The sequence below is a fragment of the Roseibium sp. QJM3NY_11 genome (assembly GCF_056173175.1).
Genome location: NZ_CM149660.1, coordinates 664,128 through 682,698 on the forward strand (window position 1 = coordinate 664,128; position 18,571 = coordinate 682,698).

Below are 18,571 nucleotides of genomic sequence, written 5' to 3' on the forward strand. Positions count from 1 at the left end.
CGCGCCTTTTAGCAGCTTCTGGCGAAAAGGGAAGGGAGGGGGAGGAATTCCTGTTCAATCAAGCCCAGATGGCCATCCGGAGACCGCGCTCGTCGCGCTGATATCCGTTCGGAAACGCCTCGGCCTGGCCCCGGAAAATCCGTTCCGCGATCAGGCTGTTGACCGCCGCATCGAGCAGATCGTCGCGGCCGCAGCCGCGCGGCGGAGGCTGATCCAGGAATGTTTTCGAGAGGCCTTTTGCCACAAGCAGATCGCGGCGCTGGTTCAGCCCTTCCGGGTTGGCGCGGCTCTTGATCTTCTTGGGCAGGCTCATTTCCCGTTCGCCATTGAGGCGCCAGAAGGCGAGTTCCGGGTGAACCTCGAACACGCGGGCTTCAAGCTCCGGTGTCATCAGCGCGTCGATCTCCCGGATCTTCGGGAACAGATAAAAGCACTGTTTGGAGACTTTTTTCGGCGGTTCCGAGGTCTTCAGCGCGGTGGCGCAGGCCTGCAAATAGTCTTCTTCGTGGACGGCGGCGCGCGACGGCACCGCGAAAACGGAGGATTGCCGCATACCAAGATGTTTGCGGGTGGCCTTCTCCGGACCGCGGCCAGTGGGGCCGATGCGCTCGGGCAGACCGATCGGCATGTCCACGGCGATGATGTCGATTTGCGGCTCGAAAGCCAGCAGGCCGGCGACGTCCGGGAAAAGATGAAGCGTGAGGTCGGCAGGGTCGTTCAGGTTGCGCAGCACCGCGATCCAGCCGGCCTTGCAGCCGTCGACACCTGCAACGAGTATGTCCCCTCCGTCAGGCACAGTCAGGCCCGGGCCGTGGATTCCAGCACCCAGCGCGACGTGACCAGCGCCATCGCCTTGACCACGGATTGCTGTTCCTCGGCAAAGAGCAATTCGTCCGCGCCCTTGCGGACGCTGCGCGCGATCAGTTCGAAGACGGACGCGGAAGCGCGCTTGAGCGCGTCCTCGTCGCCAAGGCCCGCCATCAGATTGGTCAGGAACAGGCCGGCTATCAGATCCCCCGTTCCGTGCGGCGGGTTGGCAATCGCGGCATGTTCGGCGGCGACGGCACCGCGCGGGCCGGCCAGAACGTTGGCAATGGCATTGCGGCGCAGCGCCGGGGAAGAGGTCACCAGAACACGTTCGTTGCCCAGGATTCGCGCGGCGGCCAGCGCCTGCGTTTCGCTGCCGACGTTGCGGCCGGTCAGCCAGCCGAGTTCGAAGGCATTGGGGGTGACGATGTCGGCCAGGGGAACCAGATCGTCGCGGATCGCCTGTGCGGTCGCTTCCGGCACATAGAGGGAGCCGTCGTCACCGAGGTGGTCGCCCATCACCGGGTCACAGAGATAGGGTGCGCCGGGGTTCGCGGCCTTGACCGCCTCCACCAGCGCAGCGATGGCCTTCGACTGTCCTGCCGCGCCAAGATAGCCGGTCATGACCGCGCCGATGCCGGCCAGCTTCGGCGAGGCGGCGAGTTCTTCGGTGATGGCCTGGAAATCAGGGGCCGGGGGAACGATCCGGGTGCCCTTGCCCTGACCCGGATGCCAGGGCAGCAGGATGGTCGGCAGAAACCAGACATCGTGGCCGAGCCGTTCCAGCGCGAAAGTCAGGCCGCGGCCGCTGATGCCGCCGCGCACCACTTGGGAGGTGATCACGAGGATCGGCTTTTTCTGTGGCTCGGGAACACCCGGCGGCTGCATCATCTTGGTAACTTTCCGAAGGATCAGGCGGCGTCGGAAGTGGAGGGTTTGGCCGCGCCGAAGCGATTTTCAATGTAGTTCAGAACCATCTGCTTGAACTCGTCGGCGATATCCTGTCCGCGCAGGGTCGTGACCTTCTCGCCGTCGACGAAGACCGGTGCCGAGGGGGTTTCCCCGGTGCCCGGCAGCGAGATGCCGATGTCGGCCTGTTTGGATTCACCCGGCCCGTTGACGATGCAGCCCATCACCGCGACATTCAGGTTTTCCACGCCCGGATACTGTTCGCGCCATGCGGGCATGGACACGCGGATGTGGTTCTGAATGTCCTGGGCGAGTTCCTGAAAGGTGGTGGAGGTGGTGCGGCCGCAGCCCGGGCAGGCCGCGACAATCGGCACGAAGGCGCGAAAGCCCATCACCTGGAGGAGTTCCTGTGCGACCTGGACCTCGCGGGTGCGGTCGCCACCCGGCTCCGGGGTCAGCGACACGCGGATGGTGTCGCCGATGCCCTGCTGCAGCAGGATCCCCATGGAGGCGGCGGAGGACACGATGCCCTTGGTGCCCATGCCGGCTTCCGTCAGGCCCAGATGCAGCGCGTAGTCGCAGCGGCGGGCGAGATCGGCATAAACGGCGATCAGGTCCTGCACCTGGCTGACCTTGGCCGACAGGATGATCTTGTCCCGGCCCATGCCGAGCTTTTCCGCGCGTTCCGCGGACAGCAGTCCGGACTGGATGATGGCCTCCCGCATGACGGCGGCCGCGGAAACCGGTGTGGTGCTTGCCGCGTTTTCGTCCATCAGCCTGGTCAGCAGTTCCTGGTCGAGCGAACCCCAGTTGACGCCGATCCTGACCGGTTTGTCGTGTTTCATCGCAATTTCGATGATCTGCGAAAACTGGGTGTCGCGCTTGGCCTTGAAGCCGACATTCCCCGGATTGATGCGGTACTTGTCGAGGGCTGCCGCGCAGTCTGGATAGTCGGTCAGAAGCTTGTGGCCGATATAGTGGAAATCGCCGACCAGCGGCACGTTCACGCCAATGCGCTCCAGCCGTTCCTTGATGCGGGCGACCTGAGCGGCGGCTTCGGCCCGGTCGACGGTGATGCGCACGATTTCCGAACCCGCGCGCGCCAGCGCAGCGACCTGGGCGACGGTTGCGTCCGCATCGGCCGTGTCCGTGTTGGTCATGGACTGAACCACGACCGGTGCTTCGCCGCCGACCATCACGTTGCCGACCATGACACCGACGGATGCGCGGCGCGGCAGGGATTTTGCGAAATCATCGATCATGACGGGCACCAAAAGAACTCGGGACGTTGGGAGACCACCCCCTAGATGTGCGATCCGGGGCCGGATTTCCAGCGCATGATTATGCGCTGCGGCAAAAAAGAGCAATGGCGCTGCGGCGCCCGGGCTGTTTTTCACCCCGTGCGCGGCGAAGTTTGCGCTGATGGCCGCAAGCGGCTAGGTAGTTGCAGCGCAGCCGCCGGGTCGGCCTTTGCGGGAATTTCAGGGGGCACAATATGTTCAAGCGTTTGCTGGCGGATTCGGTTTCGCTCGTCTTCCGGAATATGGAAATGGTGTTCAAGGTCTGCGGCACCTGGTTTGCCATCCAATTGCTTCTTTCCCTGGTCATTTTCGGGAGTGTCGGCGACACGGGCACGGCAAGTGCCGGGAACGCGGAAGAGCCTTCGGCGGTCACCGTGCTGCTGGTCATGGTCAATTTCGTGGTCGCCATTCTTGCTGCCACCTCGATCGCGGTGGCGTGGCACCGGTTCGCGCTGCTGGGTGAACAGGCTCCTGCCATTTTCGCGCGGGTCGGCGCGCTGGAGATGCGCTTCCTGTGGACCATGATCCTGCTGATTCTGATCGGCGCGGCCGCGCTGGTGCCGGTGCTCCTCCTCCTGATGGTGCTGGGGGTCTTTCTGCCGGACACCCTGTCCATGCTTCTGATCGTCCCGGTTGTCCTGTTTCTGGTTCTGCCCCACCTGATGCGCCTGAACCTGGTTCTGCCGGCGGCGGCCGTCGAACGGCCGATCGATTTCAGGGAAGCGCACCGGTTGGGTGCCGGCCTCGGCTGGCGCATGCTCTGGGCGGTGATCCTGCTGTCATTGCCGTTTTCGCTCGCGGGTCTGGCGATTGAATACGTGTTGTCGCTGGCGGTGGCGGGGTTGCCGCTGATGGTTGTCCAGATCCAGGTCATGATCCTGCATGTCCTCCTGCAGATCCTGGTGACCGTGCTGGGCCTGTCGGTGATCACGGCCGGTTACCGGATCGCCATGGAGCGTCCCGGCGAAACGCCGTCGTGACAGTCCCGAACGGGGCTTCGGCTGTAGCTGCGCACGCCGGAAACGCCGAGCCACAGTCCCGCTCCGCCAGCCGCAGTCCGATTGCAGGCCGTGCTGGCATGCCCGCCCAAAATCGGTATCCTGCCGGCAGTTGGAAACCGACACCTGAAAACTGACAGCTGAAAACTGACAGTTGAAAACCGGGGCAGGCCATGTTCATCACCGTTCTGGAACGGTCGCTTTCACTGGCGCAGCACAATATCGGTACGCTGCTGCGGACCGGCTGGGCTTATATCCTGCTGCTGCTCGCGCTGAATTTCGCCATCGGCACCTCGCTGATGCCGGAAAGCGGCTTCAAGACCGTATCCTACATGACCGAGCCGGTTGCCGCCGCCGATGAGGGCGCGCTCAGGGCGCTGGCCGGACTTGCCAACCTTCTGGTCGGTTTCTCCATCGCCATTGCCTATGTGCGCCGGATCCTGATCGGGGCGCGTGACTTTCCGGTTGCCTTCGGCGGGCGAACGGTTCGGGTGATCGTCAACCAGATCGTGCTCAGCCTGATCGGCATGGTGTCGCTGGTCCCGCTTTTCATCATTGCCGGGATCATCGCGGCGCTCACGGCAGGGGTCGGTCTGCTGCTGCTGGTTCTGGCGCCCTTCATTGCCCTGATGGTGGTTCAGAAATTCTCTGTCGTGCTGCCGGCGGCGGCCGTCGACGATCCGTTGACGCTGAAGGAAAGCTGGCGCGCGACCTCCGGTCTCGGCTGGGCTATGGCCTTCGCCGCGCTGGTGATGAGCCTGCTTGCCGCGTTTCTTGTCGGCATGTGGGCGCTGGCGCTCGGCGTCGGCGACGGGCTGCTGCCGGCCAGTGCAACCTGGCCGCAGGTCCGGTCCGCGATTTTTCCGATGGGCACGATGCTGATTCTGGTCTGGGTGTTCGCCAGCCTGCACGCGACCTTTTACGGGCTCGTCCGCGAGCGTTACGCGGACCGGCTGGGCCTGAGACGTGAAGACCTTGCCAAGGTCGATTCAAGGCGGACGGAGGCGCGGGCGAAAGCGCGCAAGGCCCTGGACGGTGTCCACCGCATGAAACGGCGCTGACCGGCCGTCGCACCCCGCGATTTTCCGAGTGTAACGGCACCTGGTGGCGATCCTTCCGGCCCTTGCCCCGATCACTTTTCGCCATTCCGATGTTGCAGTGCGGCGACAACTGGCCGATTGTTGCGGCCGAGAAGAATTCCGTTTTTGGGAGACCGTGAATGCTTGCCAACAAAACCGCCGTCGTGACCGGGTCGACATCCGGCATAGGACTGGGGTGTGCCCGCGCCTTTGCCGAGAAGGGCGCCAATGTCGTGATCAACGGTCTGGGTGATGCTTCGGAAATCGAGGCGACCCGGGCCGCGATCGAAAGCGACTTCGGTGTGCGCTGCCTCTATTCGCCCGCCAACATGCTGCATGGGGATGAGATCGCGGGAATGATCGCGGATGCGGAAAAGGAATTCGGGGCGGTCGACATCCTGGTGAACAACGCGGGCATCCAGTTCGTCTCTCCGGTCGATGAATTTCCGGTCGAAAAATGGGACGCGATCATCGCGATCAATCTCACCTCCGCTTTCCACAGCACCCGCGCGGTCCTGCCGGGCATGAAGAAAAAGGGCTGGGGCCGGATCATCAACACCGCTTCCGCTCATGCCCTGATCGCGTCTCCCTTCAAGTCCGCTTATGTCGCCGCGAAACACGGCATCGCCGGATTGACCAAGACCGTTGCGCTGGAAGTTGCCCAGCAAGGCATCACCGTCAATGCCATCTGTCCGGGTTATGTCTGGACGCCGCTGGTGGAAGCGCAGATTCCCGACACGATGAAGGCGCGCGGCATGACCGAGGAGCAGGTCAAGAACGATGTCATGCTGGCGGCGCAGCCGACCAAGCAGTTCGTCACCATCGAGCAGGTCGCCGGCTATGCGGTGTTCCTGTGCTCCGACACGGCGGCCTCCATCACCGGATCCATCCTGCCGATCGACGGTGGCTGGACCGCACACTGAGCGGCTGGGGTCCGCCTGAAGATCACACGCCGCAAGATCAAATGCAGGGAGGCCCGTCATGACCGCACCGAAAAAAATAAATCTTGCTCTTCAGGGCGGAGGCGCACACGGCGCCTTCACCTGGGGCGTTCTGGATTGGTTTCTGGAAGACAGCCGGTTTTCCATCGATGCCATTTCCGGCACGTCCGCGGGCGCCATGAACGCGGTGGTGCTGGCCAGCGGCATGGAGGCGGGCGGTGAAGACGGCGCGCGTGCGCAGCTTGAAGCCTTCTGGCGCGAGGTCAGCCGGCAGGCGCAGCTCAGTCCGATCCAGCGCACGCCGCTCGACATGATTCTGGGCCAGTGGAGCCTCGACCATTCGCCGAGCTATCTGTTTTTCGACGTCGTGTCCCGGTTCGCGTCGCCCTACGAGTTCAATCCGCTCAATGTGAACCCGTTGCGGGATATACTCGATGGGCTCGTCGATTTCGACCTGGTGCATCGCTGTTCAGGCGTGAAGCTTTTCATCGCGGCGACCAATGTCTACACGGGCAAGATTCGCGTGTTCAGGGAGAAAGAGGTCTCGCTCGACGCGGTCATGGCGTCGGCCTGTCTGCCGCAGCTGTTCCAGGCGGTCGAAATCGACGGAGAACCCTACTGGGACGGCGGGTACATGGGCAATCCGCCGCTCTACCCGCTGTTTTACGAAACCGATACTCCGGATGTGGTGCTGATCCAGATCAATCCGATCGAGCGCCGGGAGGTGCCCAAAACCGCGCGGGAAATCCTCAACCGGGTCAATGAAATCACCTTCAATTCCACGCTGCTGCGCGAGCTGCGCGCGATCGAATTCGTGACCCGCCTGATCGAGGACGGCAAATTGTCGGGCGACGACTACATGAAGGTGCACATGCACCGGATCTCCGCGGGCGAACTGAAACCCTTGCAGGCGTCGTCGAAACTGAATGCGGAGTGGGCCTTTCTCACCAACCTGCGGGATATCGGCCGCCAGACCGCGAAGGACTGGCTTGCCCGCCACTATGACAACGTCGGCAACCGGTCGACTCTTCAGATCCGCGACGAAATCACCTGACAAGACGCGCGCACGGCCTGGTTGGTCCGGTTCCGTTAAGGTCTTGTTAGCCGTGTTTGCAAGCGGCTTTGCAAATTGCAATGCAGGACACTGCAAGAAAGTCTTAACGCGATCAGTATCTTGTGTGCGCATGCGGCCATGCGCCCAGATATGGCGGTGGTTCTCCTGAAAACTGTTTGGCAAGGCTTTTGCGGTGTTATCGGCACGCTGATTGTCAGGTAGTGCGTCGTCAGCGACTGAAGTGGATGGAAGAAGCGGGCACTTGCGACCCCGCCCGCTTCTTCCCTCCCTCCTCCCCCCTCCTCATTCCCGGGCCGGGGCGCTTCTTTTTCCATTTCATTTGTGCTTTTTCAGTTTTCTGTCAGGTTCAGGTCCTTAAACTGCCGTTTTGGCGACCTATGTCTTGGCAAGACAGGCAAAAGGACAAGTGATGAGCGACAGTGTGATCCGGGTGCTGGCGGGCTGTTTCGGAGCGATGGTGATGCTCGTCGCCGCGGGCGCGGCGCAAGCCGGCAGCGACGCGGTGCGGATGGCGGAGATCAAGCAGCAGGGCGGCTGTCCCGACTGTGACCTGCGTCTCGCGGAATTGCGGTTTCTCAAGGTGGAGGATGCCAATTTCCATCGCGCCAATCTGCGTGAAACCGACCTGAAGGAAGTGATCCTCACGAACGCCAACTTCAAGGGGGCGGATTTCCGCCGGGCGGAAGCGGAGCGCGCGAATTTTTCTGGCAGCGATTTTACCGATGCAAGCATGCGTTCGGTCGACCTGGAAAAGGCCACTCTTTCAAATGCCAATTTCCTGAGCGCCGACCTTCGGGACGCGGACCTGAACGCCAGCATCGTCACCGGCGCGATCTTCGACAGGGCTGATTTACGCAATGTCTTCCTGATGCGCTCGGTGGCCACGGAGACCTCCTTCAAGAACGCCAAGATGGACAGTGCCAATCTGGAGCGGGTCGATCTGAGCGGAGCGAACTTTCAGGGAGCGCGGCTGCGCCAGGCCAAGCTCGACCGGATCAAGGCGCATAACGCGGATTTTTCCGGCGCGGACATGTCGGGCGTTCGTCTGGTCAGCTCCGATCTGACCGGTGCCAACCTGACAAAGGTCGATTTCAACGGCGCGCTGCTGCGTCGGACCCGCCTGGTCGGCGCGGATCTGACCGGCGCCTACAATCTTGATCCCAGCCGGATCCTGGGCGCCTGCGGCGACGAGACCACCAAGCTGCCGCGCGGCATCGAGTTGATCGAGTGTACCTACTGAAAGCCAGAGGGTTGGTTCGCTGGCCTCGGCATCAAAAAAGGAGGCCGTGGGCCTCCTTTTGAAACTGGCGGGTGCTTTTCCGTTTCCGGCGCCGGGCCTGGGTCCGCCTGAAGACCCCGCGGACGTGCCCGGTCAGTTGAACAGGTCGAACGCGAACCGGTAGGAAACGCCGAGACCGACACTGAACTGGTCCTTGCTGCCGTTTTCCGCAATCGGGCTGTCGGCGGCATCGCCGATGAGCCGGTCGTATCCGCCCTGAATGTGCAGCCGGACGTCGTCATTGTAGTCGTAGCTGGCACGGGTGGACAGGCCGACGCTCTTGAACCCGCCGCTCGCATTGTAGCGGGTCAACCGGCCGCCGCTATTGGCGGCTTCCGAGGCCGTCACGCCGAAATAGGTGTCCATGTAGTCGCCGCTCGCGAAGTCCGCGCGCGGACCGAAGCTGACTTCCCATTTTTCCGCCGGATAGACGATGCCGTCGATGCCAAGCTGGCCGACCTGGCCGGTGTGGCCATTGATGCCCTGACGCAATTCGGCAAAGGCGCGGAAATGTTCGGTGCGGAAGCCGCCGCCGAGGCCGAGTTCCAACGCCCAGTCGACCGTCCTGGTGCCGGACAGGTCCGCGCTGTCGCTGGCTTTGCGCTCACCGACAAAGTTGAAGGCAGGATAGAAGAACACGCCGCTCTTGCGGCGACCGTCAATGACCTGACCCAGGCCGGGCAGGTAAAAGCGGCCGATTGAAATGATCGGAAACGGATAGACCAGGTAGCTGTCGGAGGCCTCGTAGCGGGGCTTGACCATGGCGCCGATGCCCAGATCGACAACAAACTGGCGGTTGGCGTCCTTGCTGGACAGGTCCCCGCTTTGGGCCAGAGCCGAGCCGGGGGCCAGAGCCGTGCCGGACAAGCTGCCCAGGGCAAGTGCGAGCGCAGCGCGCGTCATTAACTTCAACATGCAAACCCATCCAGAAGGAGATCCATTGGCGGCAAGATAGCACGAGCCAGTTTACTTAATCCCTACGAAATCAAGCTTTTCCGGGACTGTTGTATTTTAGCATCTGGACCGGCCCGGGGCCGGCCCGGGAAGGGCCCAGGTACGGCGGTGGGCGAAGAAATTCGGCTTATAACGGCTGCCGACTTGCAGGGTTGCTGCCGGGAAGCTACATGAGTGGGAAATTCGCAGCTACGTAGTAGGACGGCACATGAACGCTTTAGTCGGTTCGTTTCTGGATGTGGTGGGCATGGCCCTCTACCTCTATTCCCTCGTGATCATCGCAAGCGCGATCTTCTCGTGGCTCTTTGCTTTCAACATCGTCAATTCGAGCAATCAGGTGATCAACACGATCGGGCGGGTTCTCTACAACCTGACCGAACCGGCCCTGCGTCCGATTCGCCGGTTCCTGCCTGATCTGGGCGGTGTCGACATCTCTCCGGTGATCCTGTTGCTGATCATCTGGTTCCTGCAGAGTTTCATCGCGCGCCTGAGCCAAGGCGTTTGAGCCGCTTCATGTGAGCGAAAGTCTTGGGACAGACCGGACCCTGGGGTCCGGTCTGTCCCGGGCTGAAAAAGACCTAGTCTTCCAGCGCTCTTGCCTCGTCCGGCAGCATGATCGGAATGCCGTTGCGGATCGGGTAGGCGAGCTTCGCGGTACGGGAAATCAGCTCCCTGGCGTCTGCGTCATATTCCAGCGTCGTCTTGGTCACGGGACAGACGAGAAGTTCCAGGAGCTTCCTGTCAACCGGGCGTTCGGCCGGCTCGATTGTCGATTCGGGTGTCGATTCGGCTGTCGGATCAGGCGTCGTTTCTGGCATCGGCTCGGTCTTTCGGGTTGAAGCGGCAAGGGCCAAATTGCGGTGTCACTGCAGGGTCGTGCCGCCGTCATTCTGGGATCTGGCGAGATCCATCTCGGTAATCGCGATCAGCGTTTCGGCCCGTGTCTTCAGGTCGCGCGCCTCCAGAAGGGCCTGCTTTTCCTCAGGTCCGTAAGGGCACATCATGCACAGGGCGTTGACAAGGACCTCTGTCTCGGCTTCCGACACACTCTGCCAGTCTGCTTCCAGATCGTTGGCGTCGAGATAATCCCGCAGGGTCTTCAACAGGCCGTTGCGGTCGACGTCGTGTTCACCCTCGCCGCATTTCAGATCGTGGGCGAAGGCGGCGAAGTCGCATTCGACCTGTCGAAAATTCGAGAAGCGCCGGACTTCGGCGCCGACGCCGAACCTTGTGATGCCCTGCAACGTGATCAGGTAGCGGCCGTCTCCGGTTTCCTGAAAACTGGTCAGCCGGCCGACGCAGCCGACACTGGCCAGTTGCGGCGTGTCGTCGTCGCCGGCCTGGCCGGAAAGGGGTTGAACCATGCCGATGAGCCGGTTGCCGGCAAGTGCCGCGTCCACCATGTCGATGTAGCGCTGCTCGAAAATGTTCAGCGGCAACTGGGTTCTGGGAAGAAGAAGGGCCCCCGGCAACGGGAACACGGACAGGATTGGCGGCAGATCCGCGATGGTCTCGTAAATGGCATTTCCGGCCTGCATTTCAGCGCCTTCATTGTTGTCGTTATCGCGGCATGCCTGCCGGCGTCATGCTGCGCGATGCGATGCATGGGGCAAGGCTGCGGAGCGCGGCCGATGGCCTCTCGCGCCATCGACCGCATCACGTCACCGGCTCGTTCGGGAGCCCTTGACCCGGTCCGCGTTCATCTCGCCCTTAATGTGTGTCACGGCTTCCGATCGTCAAGAAAACAGGACGGCGGAAAGCTTGCGGCGGCCATAGGCGCTGGCCGGGTCCTTGAAGCCCCAGGCCTCGAAGAACTGAAGCAGCTGCTTGCGGGCACCGTCCTCGTTCCAGTCGCGGTCGCGGCGGACGATCTCGATGAGCTGGTCGACGGCGCCGGTCTTGTCGCCCTTGCCGTTGAGGCCGAGGGCGAGATCGAACCGGGCCTGCAGGTCAAGAGGGTCCTTGGCGATCCGGTCCTGGAATTCCGCCAGATCGCCGAGCGCGGCAGCCTGCTCGGCCAGGTCGACGGCCGCGTTCGCCGCTGTATAGGCCTCTTCGGAGCGTTTTTCCTCCGGAACGAGGTCCAGTGCCTGGCGCGCGCGCTCCGGCTCATCGGCCCCCAGGTAACACTGGGCAAGGCCGGCGATCGCCGTCACGTTGTCCGGCTCCATCTGCATGACGGCGCCATAGAGCTGGGCGGCCTGGCCGAAGTCCCCGGCCGAAAGCTGTTCTTCGGCCTGCCCCAGCAGGGCGTCCGTCTGGCTGACCGGTGCCGGACCGGCGACTTTCTCGATGAAGGCCCGGACCTCGCTCTCGGACTGGGCGCCCATGAAAGCGTCGACCGGCTGACCATCCTTGAAGGCGACCACGGCGGGGATGGATTGAATGCCCATCTGGCCGGCGACTTCGGGATGATCCTCGATATTCATCTTGGCAAGTTTCACGGCGCCGCCCGCGGCCTTGACGACCGCCTCGATGATCGGTGTCAACTGCTTACACGGTCCGCACCAGGGCGCCCAGAAATCCACGAGAACCGTCTGCTGCCGGGACGCCTCGATGACATCGCTCATGAAGGTTGGCGTGGTGACGTCAAAAACCAGTGCCGCGTCCGGAGAGCTGCCGCCACCCAGGCCGCCGCCACCCTGGCCGCCGCCGCCCTGACCGCCTGCCCCCTGACCACCTGCACCCTGGCCGCCCGTCCCCTGGCCGCCATAGCCTCCGCCCATGCTTGTGCCGAAGCCGCCACCGACCTGGCCGCCGATGCTGTAGTTGCCGTTGCTCATGTGCCCGCCTCGATTTTTGCCGCCGGCTGATGCTCTCGGCGGCTTGTAAAGTTGAAACCCTCAACGGGTCGTGTTGTTTTCTAACATGGCGCCAACGCACCGGAATTACAAATGTCCGGCCCGCCTTCAGCCCGGCTGCGACGGTGCGGATGCCTTTGCCTGTTCACTCACGGCCAGAACCTGAACCTCGTGGCCGCAGGCTCTGGTGAAGGTGAGCAGATCATCGGCTGAAATCGTGGTCGTGGCGTCGTTTTTCAGGGGGTGATAATTCAGCCTGGCATGCGCCATCATCGCCGCGTCGAAGACCGGCGTGACCCGGTGAGCCTCCCGGTCGTTGATCAGCGAAAACGGCGTTACCGAACCGGGCTCGACCCCGAGCACCTCCAGCAGCAGATCCGCATTGCCGAAGGACACCCGCCCCTGCGCGCCGATGATCTGATGGATCTTCTTCAGGTCGATCTCGGCGTCATGCAGGGCGACGACCAGGAACAGGCGCCCCTTCTTGTCCTTCAGGAACAGGTTCTTGGTGTGCCCGCCCGGAATCCGGTCATGGAGATCGCCGGATTCGGCGACCGTGAACACAGGGTCGTGGTCGACGGTCGTGACCTTGATCCGGTGTTCGCTCAGAAAGGCCAAAAGGTCGTCGCGTGCCGCCGGCATGGTTTTTCCCGAAAAATTTCCTCTGCCGGGCTCAATAGCGCGAATTGCAGGCGTGCGACAAGGGCAAATCACGGAGATAAAGCGGCGGAAACAAGCGGTTTTTCGCCGCATCCGGCGGGCGAGGTCCACAGAGAGACAGCTAAAAAAATTTCTTCAAGTTCGGTGTTGCAATCCGTCTCGGCATGGTTCATATACTGCGCCACCAAAGCCGGGGCGGAGCCGCCGCGGACAAGGTCGCTATGCGGGCGTAGCTCAGGGGTAGAGCACAACCTTGCCAAGGTTGGGGTCGTGGGTTCGAATCCCATCGCCCGCTCCAAATTTCAAACAAAAGCCGCGGTTTTCCGCGGCTTTTGTTTTTTGCGGTGCGATCTGATCACTTTCCTTCAAGTGCCGGTGCCGGAGTTTTCACATCTCCGCAGCCTTGAAGATTCCGGAGGCCCACTCCAGAAACACCCTGACACGCGGCGAAAGCTGACGGTTCTGGGGATAGAACGCGGCAAGCGCCAACGGCGGCGGCGGGGTCTCGGGAAGAACTTCCACAAGACGCCCGGCCGCCAGGTCCTGCCGAAAGCGGTATCTTGGGGCCTGAACCAGTCCGAAGCCGTCCCGGGCCAGATGGTGCACGGTGTCGGCGTCATTGGCCGTCACCTTCGCGGGCAGCAGCACGTCTTGCAGGCGGTCGCCGACCTGAAATTCCAGCGGCAGGGCGGTGCCGGTGCGCGATGACAGGAAGCCGACCATGTGATGACCGCCGAGATCCGCGACCGTCGCAGGGGTTCCGTGACGCGCAAGATAGTCCGGGCTGGCGCAGGTGATTTCCGGAATGCGCGCCAGCCTGCGCATGATCATGCCGCTGTCGTCAGGCTCCCCGGCGCGGATGACACAATCGACCCCTTCCCGGACCAGATCCACCAGCCGTTCGGTCTGGCCAAGCTGCAGCGTGATCCCCGGGTGCCGGTCCAGGAACGCGGACAGATGCGGCAGCAGGAAGGTGCGCGTCAGCTTCCCCGGCGCGTCGACGCGGAGCAGGCCCGTTGGTTCATGCCCGCGCAGAGCGCCTTCCGCTTCCTCCAGATCGGCCAGAATGGCCACGCAGCGCCGGTAGTAGCCGTCCCCGTCGGGAGTGGGCGCGACGTGCCGCGTGGTCCGGTCCAGCAATCTTGTGTCCAGGCTTTTCTCCAGGCGCTGGACGGCTTCGGTCGCCGTGGATCTCGGCAGGTTCAGATCGGCGGCGGCTCTTGTGAAGCTGCCGCGTTCCACGACCCGCACGAACAGGCGCATTGTTTCCAGACGATCGATCATCTGTTCGTGATAGCCGAATTATGTTTCCGGTTACAGGCTGATTATTCGGAAGAGGTGCTCGGGTAGCGTGGCGCGCACCAACAAGGAGATCCGGAGTGGCACAGACATTCAGAACAGCGATTGTAACCGGCGGCAGCAAGGGTATCGGCGCGGCGATCGCGCGTCGCCTCGCACGGGATGGCCATGCGGTCGTGGTGAATTATGCCCGCGACGACACCAGCGCCGGTGAGGTAGTCGCGTCGATCGAATGCGCCGGCGGCAAAGCGCTCGCCGTGAAGGGGGATGTCGCGGATCCGCATTGCCTGACGGACCTGTTTGATGCGGGCGAGGTGTCCTTCGGTCCGGTGCATGTTCTGGTCAACAATGCCGGCATCATGGACAACGGGCCGGTCGGCTCCGTGTCCGATGCGGATTTCGAGGCCCAGTGTGCCGTGAATATCGGCGGGGTGTTCCGGGGTCTGCGCGCGGCCTCCGCCCGTTTGGCGGACAATGGCGCGATCGTCAGCCTGTCCTCGAGTGTCGTCGGGCTCTATCAGCCGGGTTACGGCGTCTACGCCGCCACCAAGGCTGCCGTTGAAGCTTTGACCCACGTCCTGGCGAAGGAACTGGGATCGCGCGGGATTACCGTCAATTGTGTCGCGCCCGGCCCTGTCGAAACCGGGCTGTTCATGGCCGGAAAACCCGAGGCGGTGGTCGACAGAATCCGGCAGATGAACCCGTTCAACCGCCTGGGTACGCCGGATGACATCGCCGCGGCGGTGGCGTTCCTGACCGGTCCCGACGGCCGCTGGATCAACGGACAGATCCTGCGCGCCAATGGCGGCGTTGTCTGACCGGGCCGCGGAATGACGCCGGCCAGCGGGGCGAGTGTGCGCAGTTCGACTAAAGATTGATGAAAACGTGCCCGGCAACCTGAACAAAGTGGCAGGGTGCTGTGTCCTATGGTGGCGCTGCAGCGGGCGAAGGGGCGTCTTTGAAATGGCGGCCGGCCGTGCCCTGCAGCGCTTCAAGTACCTAAACTTCTGCGGCGGGATCTTCCGGTCCCGCTGCAGCTCCTTGCGAAATCCGCCGCAAAATCAGACCTTCAGGAACCGGCCGTCTTCGGCATCCGAACGTTCGGCAAGGTCAAGGGCGACCTGCAGCCTTGCTCCGTGCTCGAAGTCGGGATCCGCGGGCGCGCCGTCGCGCACGGCTGCCACGAACCTTTCATAGACGGTCGGCACCCGGTCGACGGGGACATCTGTCCAGGTGGCGCTTTCTAGATCGGCCCCGCGGCAGATGCGCAAGGTTCCCACCTGCTTTTCGAAAAGGACCTCCAGCCCGCCCTTGTCGCCATAGAGCCTGAGGCGCAGGTCGTTCAGGTGGCCGGAGGCAAAGCGCGTGGCGCTGATGGTGCCTAGCGCACCGTTGTCCAGTTCGGCGGCCAGGGTGGCGCTGTCATTGACGTCGAGGGTGTAGTCGCCGATCCGGCCGTCCTCGGACTTGTCGAACGTCTTCAGCCGGCAGGAGAGTTCGCTCACGGGGCTGCCTGCGGCGAAGGTGACGAAATCCAGGATGTGAATGCCGACATCGCCGAGCACACCCTTGGACCCGTGGGCCGTGGACAGGCGCCAGAGCCACTGGCTTTCGGATCGCCAGTCGCCCCAGGCCGGCTGGGTCAGCCAGCTCTGCAGATAAGAAGCCTCGAAATGGCGCAGGGCGCCAAGGGCGCCAGCGGCGACCAGTTCGGCCGCTTTCTGGAGCACGGCGACATCGCGGTAGCTCAGGTTGACCATGCCGACGAGGCTCTTGCGGGCGGCAAGATCGGCCATTTCCCCGGCATCCGCCGCGTTGGTCGCCAGAGGTTTTTCACAAAGGACGTGTTTGCCCGCCTCCAGAAGCGCCAGCGTGGTCGCATGGTGCGCGGCATCGGGCGTGACATTCGAGGCGGCATCGAAGCTGCCCCATGCGAGCGCCTCTTCCAGTGATTCGAAGCGGTGCGGGATGTCGTGCCCGGCACAGAACCGCTCCAGCACATCGGCGCGCCGGTCGACGCCGGCGACCAACTCGACCCCGGGGATCTTGCGAAACGCGGCCGCGTGGCTGCGGGCCATGTTGCCGGTTCCCAGGATCAGGATCCGAAGCGGCTTTCGGGCATTGGTCACGGGTCAATTCCTTTGAATGCCGGCGCGTGTCAGCGGAAGCCGTCGTCGCCGTCCGCGTGCAGTTTCAGTCCGCGGTCCTCGATTTTTTCCGGTGCGTCCGCGGTCGGAACGTTCGGAGCGGCATTGGGGTCCGCAATCCGGGCCATCGGGTTGAAGGCCCATCTGACACTGTTCTTCAGCACCGTGCGCACATGGCTGTCGTGGTAGGTCGCATAGGTCTCGTGCCCCGGCCGGAAATAGAAGATGCTGCCGGCGCCGCGTTTGTAGGTCAGGCCGGACCGGAAAACCTCTCCGCCCTGAAACCAGCTGATGAAGACGGTTTCCAGCGGCTCCGGCACACCGAAGGGTTCGCCGTACATTTCTTCCATGTCCAGTTCGAAACTGTCTGGCAGACCCTGTGTGATCGGGTGGTTGCGGCTGGTCACCCACAGCCGTTCGCGCTCGCCCGCCTCGCGCCACGTGAGATTGCACGGGCTTCCCATCAGACGCTTGAACGGCTTGGAAAAATGGGCCGAATGCAGAAAGATCATGCCCATGCCGGACCAGACCGCGTCGCAGACCCGCTCAACCACGGTGTCGGACACCTCGCCATGAGCGGCGTGGCCCCACCACAACAGCACGTCCGTGTCGGCGAGCCTTGCTTCCGTCAGGCCATGCTCGGGCTCCTGAAGGGTCGCGGTGGTGGCACTGATCCGCGGATCGGAGTTCAACGCGTCGGCGATGCAGGTGTGCATGCCGTCCGGATAGGTCGCCGCAACAATGCTACTTTGGTGTTCGTGGACATTCTCGCCCCAGACGACTGCTTTGACCGGCATTGCGGTTTCTCCCGTTCTCATGGCATCGGCCAAAGATGATTTGATGCGCGCCTGATGATTTTTCAAAGCGCTTTGGCTAGCGCTAGCACCAGCGTTTCACCCTGTCAAACCAACAATCCTCCGGCACTGTGGAGAGACACGCTCTCATCGCGTGTTTCGGAGCGCAGATGGCGCCCCTCCGCCACCATCGCAGGAACCGGAAGGCGGGACGCGGCGTTTAACACTTGAGCTGCCAACAGGAGCGCAGGAGAGAACAGCATGTCGGACGATGATGATTGCCGATCGTTTCAGGAGTTTATCAAGAGCGCGGAATTCCCCTGTGTGGGCGCGAAGTCGGCACTGGCGCGGGACGCTCTTACGGTGTTCAAGGCGGGCAAGATCGATACCCCCGTCAAGGACGTCGATATCCATCAAGCCTTGCGGGCGTTCAGCGAAAGCCTGGACATGGACAGTCCCGTGGTCAGATCGTTCGTGGTGATCTTCGACGGGCCGGGCGACCTCGACGAGGAAGGCTTCGAAAAGGTGCTCTGGAACCGACTGCAGTGTCTCCACAACCTGGATGTGGTCGCAGGGGCCGCCTGGAGCTCGGATGTCGACCCGGATCCCGCCTCGCCGCATTTTTCCCTCAGCGTCGGCGGCGAACCGTTTTTCGTCATCGGTCTCCATCCGAACGCGTCGCGGCCTGCGCGCCGGTTTTCCAAGCCGGCCCTTGTGTTCAACTCGCACGCGCAGTTCGAGAAGATGCGGGAAGATGGCCGTTTCGACAAGATGAAGACCATCATTCGCGAGCGCGACGCGGAGCTTGCCGGTGCCGTCAATCCGATGCTTTCGGATTATGGCGATGGCTCTGAAGCGCGCCAGTACAGCGGCCGCCAGGTCGGAAAGGACTGGAAATGCCCGTTCGAGATGAAGGAAATCGCCTGACATGTATCATCGCATTCCACCGCGCGAGGGAACCGCGTTCAGGCTCAAAAAGGGACAGTTGCTGACGGTTGTTGACCCGGAAGGAGAGCAGGTCTCGGATCTGGTTGCCTACAATGCCGCCGAGACGGTGGAGCATATTTCCTCGGGGCGCTCGATCGACTACGCCAGCCGTCTGTTCCTGACCACGGGCGACGTGCTCTATTCCAACCGGTCGACGCCGATGCTCACGATCGTGGAGGATGAGGTCGGGCGCCACGATTTTACCCTGACGCCCTGTTCGCGCGACACCTTCCGGATCATCTATGGCGACAAGAGCCCGCACCACGGCTGCCAGGGCAACCTGGAAAAGGTGCTGGCGCCTCATGGCATTCCGGCCGACTCGATCCCGATCGCGTTCAACGTGTTCATGCATGTATCCGTCGACGCGCAGACAGGCGAGATCAAGGTGCTCGCGCCGAAGAGCAGGGCGGGCCAGAAAATCGTTTTCCGGGCGGAAATGGATCTGATCATCGGGATGACCGCCTGCTCCGCCGGCCAGTCGAACAATTTCAGATACAAGCCGATCGATTATGCCGTCAGCGGCTGAGCGATCCCGTCAGA

Annotated in this window: 20 protein-coding genes and 1 tRNA gene; 10 read left to right on the forward strand and 11 right to left on the reverse strand. The window is 62.8% G+C overall.

The window, feature by feature from the left end; all coding sequences use genetic code 11:
- Positions 1–58: 58 nt before the first annotated feature.
- From AC0VX3_RS03065 to ispG, 3 genes are read right to left on the reverse strand one after another with little or no spacing between them, the layout of a single operon-like run.
- Positions 59–796: a DUF429 domain-containing protein gene (locus tag AC0VX3_RS03065; protein ID WP_475523486.1), complete on the reverse strand. Its 738-nt coding sequence runs from the start codon at positions 794–796 to the stop codon at positions 59–61.
- A gap of 2 nt (positions 797–798) precedes the next feature.
- Positions 799–1,698, reverse strand: a complete 900-nt coding sequence (gene pdxY / locus AC0VX3_RS03070; protein WP_475523487.1) for a pyridoxal kinase — start codon at positions 1,696–1,698, stop codon at positions 799–801.
- Between the two features lie 20 nt (positions 1,699–1,718).
- Entirely contained in the window at positions 1,719–2,978 is a 1,260-nt protein-coding gene (gene ispG, locus AC0VX3_RS03075) for a flavodoxin-dependent (E)-4-hydroxy-3-methylbut-2-enyl-diphosphate synthase (RefSeq protein ID WP_475523488.1), read from the reverse strand.
- A gap of 233 nt (positions 2,979–3,211) precedes the next feature.
- Here ispG and AC0VX3_RS03080 point away from each other — a divergent pair, with 233 nt between their 5' ends.
- The 5 genes from AC0VX3_RS03080 to AC0VX3_RS03100 all read left to right on the forward strand — a co-directional run bounded on the left by AC0VX3_RS03080 (position 3,212) and on the right by AC0VX3_RS03100 (position 8,350).
- A complete protein-coding gene (locus AC0VX3_RS03080; protein WP_475523489.1) occupies positions 3,212–3,997 on the forward strand; it encodes a hypothetical protein in 786 nt (261 codons plus the stop codon).
- A 191-nt stretch (positions 3,998–4,188) separates the two neighbouring features.
- Positions 4,189–5,076 carry a 4-hydroxy-3-methylbut-2-en-1-yl diphosphate synthase gene (locus AC0VX3_RS03085; RefSeq protein ID WP_475523490.1) on the forward strand — a complete coding sequence of 296 codons (888 nt, stop codon included), beginning with the start codon at positions 4,189–4,191 and terminating at the stop codon, positions 5,074–5,076.
- Between the two features lie 158 nt (positions 5,077–5,234).
- Positions 5,235–6,017 carry a 3-hydroxybutyrate dehydrogenase gene (locus tag AC0VX3_RS03090; RefSeq protein ID WP_475523491.1) on the forward strand — a complete coding sequence of 261 codons (783 nt, stop codon included), beginning with the start codon at positions 5,235–5,237 and terminating at the stop codon, positions 6,015–6,017.
- A gap of 58 nt (positions 6,018–6,075) precedes the next feature.
- Entirely contained in the window at positions 6,076–7,089 is a 1,014-nt protein-coding gene (locus AC0VX3_RS03095) for a patatin-like phospholipase family protein (RefSeq protein ID WP_475523492.1), read from the forward strand.
- Between the two features lie 430 nt (positions 7,090–7,519).
- Positions 7,520–8,350 (forward strand): pentapeptide repeat-containing protein, encoded by an 831-nt coding sequence (locus AC0VX3_RS03100; protein WP_475523493.1) that lies wholly within the window; start codon positions 7,520–7,522, stop codon positions 8,348–8,350.
- Positions 8,351–8,482: 132 nt separating this feature from the next.
- Here the strand turns inward: AC0VX3_RS03100 and AC0VX3_RS03105 are convergent, their stop codons facing one another.
- Complete coding sequence (locus AC0VX3_RS03105) at positions 8,483–9,304, reverse strand: MipA/OmpV family protein (protein ID WP_348144068.1); 822 nt, start codon at positions 9,302–9,304, stop codon at positions 8,483–8,485.
- A gap of 247 nt (positions 9,305–9,551) precedes the next feature.
- On the opposite strand from AC0VX3_RS03105, the gene AC0VX3_RS03110 reads away from it, so the two are divergent.
- Complete coding sequence (locus AC0VX3_RS03110; protein WP_342893611.1) at positions 9,552–9,848, forward strand: YggT family protein; 297 nt, start codon at positions 9,552–9,554, stop codon at positions 9,846–9,848.
- A gap of 73 nt (positions 9,849–9,921) precedes the next feature.
- On the opposite strand, the gene AC0VX3_RS03115 is transcribed toward AC0VX3_RS03110, so the two are convergent.
- From AC0VX3_RS03115 to AC0VX3_RS03130, 4 genes are all read right to left on the reverse strand, one after another.
- Positions 9,922–10,161 (reverse strand): Trm112 family protein, encoded by a 240-nt coding sequence (locus AC0VX3_RS03115; RefSeq protein ID WP_475523494.1) that lies wholly within the window; start codon positions 10,159–10,161, stop codon positions 9,922–9,924.
- A gap of 45 nt (positions 10,162–10,206) precedes the next feature.
- On the reverse strand, positions 10,207–10,881 hold the full coding sequence (locus tag AC0VX3_RS03120; protein ID WP_475523495.1) for an LON peptidase substrate-binding domain-containing protein: 675 nt from the start codon (positions 10,879–10,881) through the stop codon (positions 10,207–10,209).
- A 198-nt stretch (positions 10,882–11,079) separates the two neighbouring features.
- Complete coding sequence (gene trxA, locus AC0VX3_RS03125; protein WP_475523496.1) at positions 11,080–12,126, reverse strand: thioredoxin; 1,047 nt, start codon at positions 12,124–12,126, stop codon at positions 11,080–11,082.
- Positions 12,127–12,252: 126 nt separating this feature from the next.
- Complete coding sequence (locus tag AC0VX3_RS03130; protein ID WP_475523497.1) at positions 12,253–12,786, reverse strand: prolyl-tRNA synthetase associated domain-containing protein; 534 nt, start codon at positions 12,784–12,786, stop codon at positions 12,253–12,255.
- Positions 12,787–13,027: 241 nt separating this feature from the next.
- Here AC0VX3_RS03130 and AC0VX3_RS03135 point away from each other — a divergent pair.
- A tRNA-Gly gene (locus AC0VX3_RS03135) sits at positions 13,028–13,102 on the forward strand.
- Positions 13,103–13,191: 89 nt separating this feature from the next.
- Here the strand turns inward: AC0VX3_RS03135 and AC0VX3_RS03140 are convergent.
- Positions 13,192–14,085 carry a LysR family transcriptional regulator gene (locus AC0VX3_RS03140; protein ID WP_475525127.1) on the reverse strand — a complete coding sequence of 298 codons (894 nt, stop codon included), beginning with the start codon at positions 14,083–14,085 and terminating at the stop codon, positions 13,192–13,194.
- Between the two features lie 98 nt (positions 14,086–14,183).
- Here AC0VX3_RS03140 and AC0VX3_RS03145 point away from each other — a divergent pair, with 98 nt between their 5' ends.
- Positions 14,184–14,921, forward strand: a complete 738-nt coding sequence (locus AC0VX3_RS03145; RefSeq protein ID WP_475523498.1) for an SDR family oxidoreductase — start codon at positions 14,184–14,186, stop codon at positions 14,919–14,921.
- Positions 14,922–15,164: 243 nt separating this feature from the next.
- Here the strand turns inward: AC0VX3_RS03145 and AC0VX3_RS03150 are convergent, their stop codons facing one another.
- Both AC0VX3_RS03150 and AC0VX3_RS03155 read right to left on the reverse strand, forming a co-directional pair.
- Entirely contained in the window at positions 15,165–16,181 is a 1,017-nt protein-coding gene (locus AC0VX3_RS03150) for a Gfo/Idh/MocA family protein (RefSeq protein WP_475525128.1), read from the reverse strand.
- A gap of 80 nt (positions 16,182–16,261) precedes the next feature.
- Positions 16,262–17,047: a ThuA domain-containing protein gene (locus AC0VX3_RS03155; protein ID WP_475523499.1), complete on the reverse strand. Its 786-nt coding sequence runs from the start codon at positions 17,045–17,047 to the stop codon at positions 16,262–16,264.
- A 258-nt stretch (positions 17,048–17,305) separates the two neighbouring features.
- Here AC0VX3_RS03155 and gntA point away from each other — a divergent pair, with 258 nt between their 5' ends.
- Positions 17,306–17,971 carry a guanitoxin biosynthesis heme-dependent pre-guanitoxin N-hydroxylase GntA gene (gene gntA / locus AC0VX3_RS03160; protein ID WP_475523500.1) on the forward strand — a complete coding sequence of 222 codons (666 nt, stop codon included), beginning with the start codon at positions 17,306–17,308 and terminating at the stop codon, positions 17,969–17,971.
- 1 nt (position 17,972) lies between these two features.
- Positions 17,973–18,557 (forward strand): DUF1989 domain-containing protein, encoded by a 585-nt coding sequence (locus AC0VX3_RS03165; RefSeq protein ID WP_475523501.1) that lies wholly within the window; start codon positions 17,973–17,975, stop codon positions 18,555–18,557.
- The last annotated feature ends 14 nt before the right edge of the window (positions 18,558–18,571 follow it).

Bases quoted from the DNA above. Each gene is read 5' to 3' on its own strand.
- AC0VX3_RS03130 (WP_475523497.1), bottom strand. From the start codon at position 12,786: ATGCCGGCGGCACGCGACGACCTTTTGGCCTTTCTGAGCGAACACCGG.
- AC0VX3_RS03110 (WP_342893611.1), top strand. From the start codon at position 9,552: ATGAACGCTTTAGTCGGTTCGTTTCTGGATGTGGTGGGCATGGCCCTC.
- pdxY (WP_475523487.1), bottom strand. From the start codon at position 1,698: ATGATGCAGCCGCCGGGTGTTCCCGAGCCACAGAAAAAGCCGATCCTC.
- AC0VX3_RS03120 (WP_475523495.1), bottom strand. From the start codon at position 10,881: ATGCAGGCCGGAAATGCCATTTACGAGACCATCGCGGATCTGCCGCCA.
- AC0VX3_RS03155 (WP_475523499.1), bottom strand. From the start codon at position 17,047: ATGCCGGTCAAAGCAGTCGTCTGGGGCGAGAATGTCCACGAACACCAA.
- ispG (WP_475523488.1), bottom strand. From the start codon at position 2,978: ATGATCGATGATTTCGCAAAATCCCTGCCGCGCCGCGCATCCGTCGGT.
- AC0VX3_RS03165 (WP_475523501.1), top strand. From the start codon at position 17,973: ATGTATCATCGCATTCCACCGCGCGAGGGAACCGCGTTCAGGCTCAAA.
- AC0VX3_RS03085 (WP_475523490.1), top strand. From the start codon at position 4,189: ATGTTCATCACCGTTCTGGAACGGTCGCTTTCACTGGCGCAGCACAAT.
- AC0VX3_RS03115 (WP_475523494.1), bottom strand. From the start codon at position 10,161: ATGCCAGAAACGACGCCTGATCCGACAGCCGAATCGACACCCGAATCG.
- AC0VX3_RS03150 (WP_475525128.1), bottom strand. From the start codon at position 16,181: ATGGCCCGCAGCCACGCGGCCGCGTTTCGCAAGATCCCCGGGGTCGAG.
- AC0VX3_RS03090 (WP_475523491.1), top strand. From the start codon at position 5,235: ATGCTTGCCAACAAAACCGCCGTCGTGACCGGGTCGACATCCGGCATA.
- AC0VX3_RS03080 (WP_475523489.1), top strand. From the start codon at position 3,212: ATGTTCAAGCGTTTGCTGGCGGATTCGGTTTCGCTCGTCTTCCGGAAT.
- gntA (WP_475523500.1), top strand. From the start codon at position 17,306: ATGTCGGACGATGATGATTGCCGATCGTTTCAGGAGTTTATCAAGAGC.
- AC0VX3_RS03105 (WP_348144068.1), bottom strand. From the start codon at position 9,304: ATGTTGAAGTTAATGACGCGCGCTGCGCTCGCACTTGCCCTGGGCAGC.
- AC0VX3_RS03100 (WP_475523493.1), top strand. From the start codon at position 7,520: ATGAGCGACAGTGTGATCCGGGTGCTGGCGGGCTGTTTCGGAGCGATG.
- trxA (WP_475523496.1), bottom strand. From the start codon at position 12,126: ATGAGCAACGGCAACTACAGCATCGGCGGCCAGGTCGGTGGCGGCTTC.
- AC0VX3_RS03095 (WP_475523492.1), top strand. From the start codon at position 6,076: ATGACCGCACCGAAAAAAATAAATCTTGCTCTTCAGGGCGGAGGCGCA.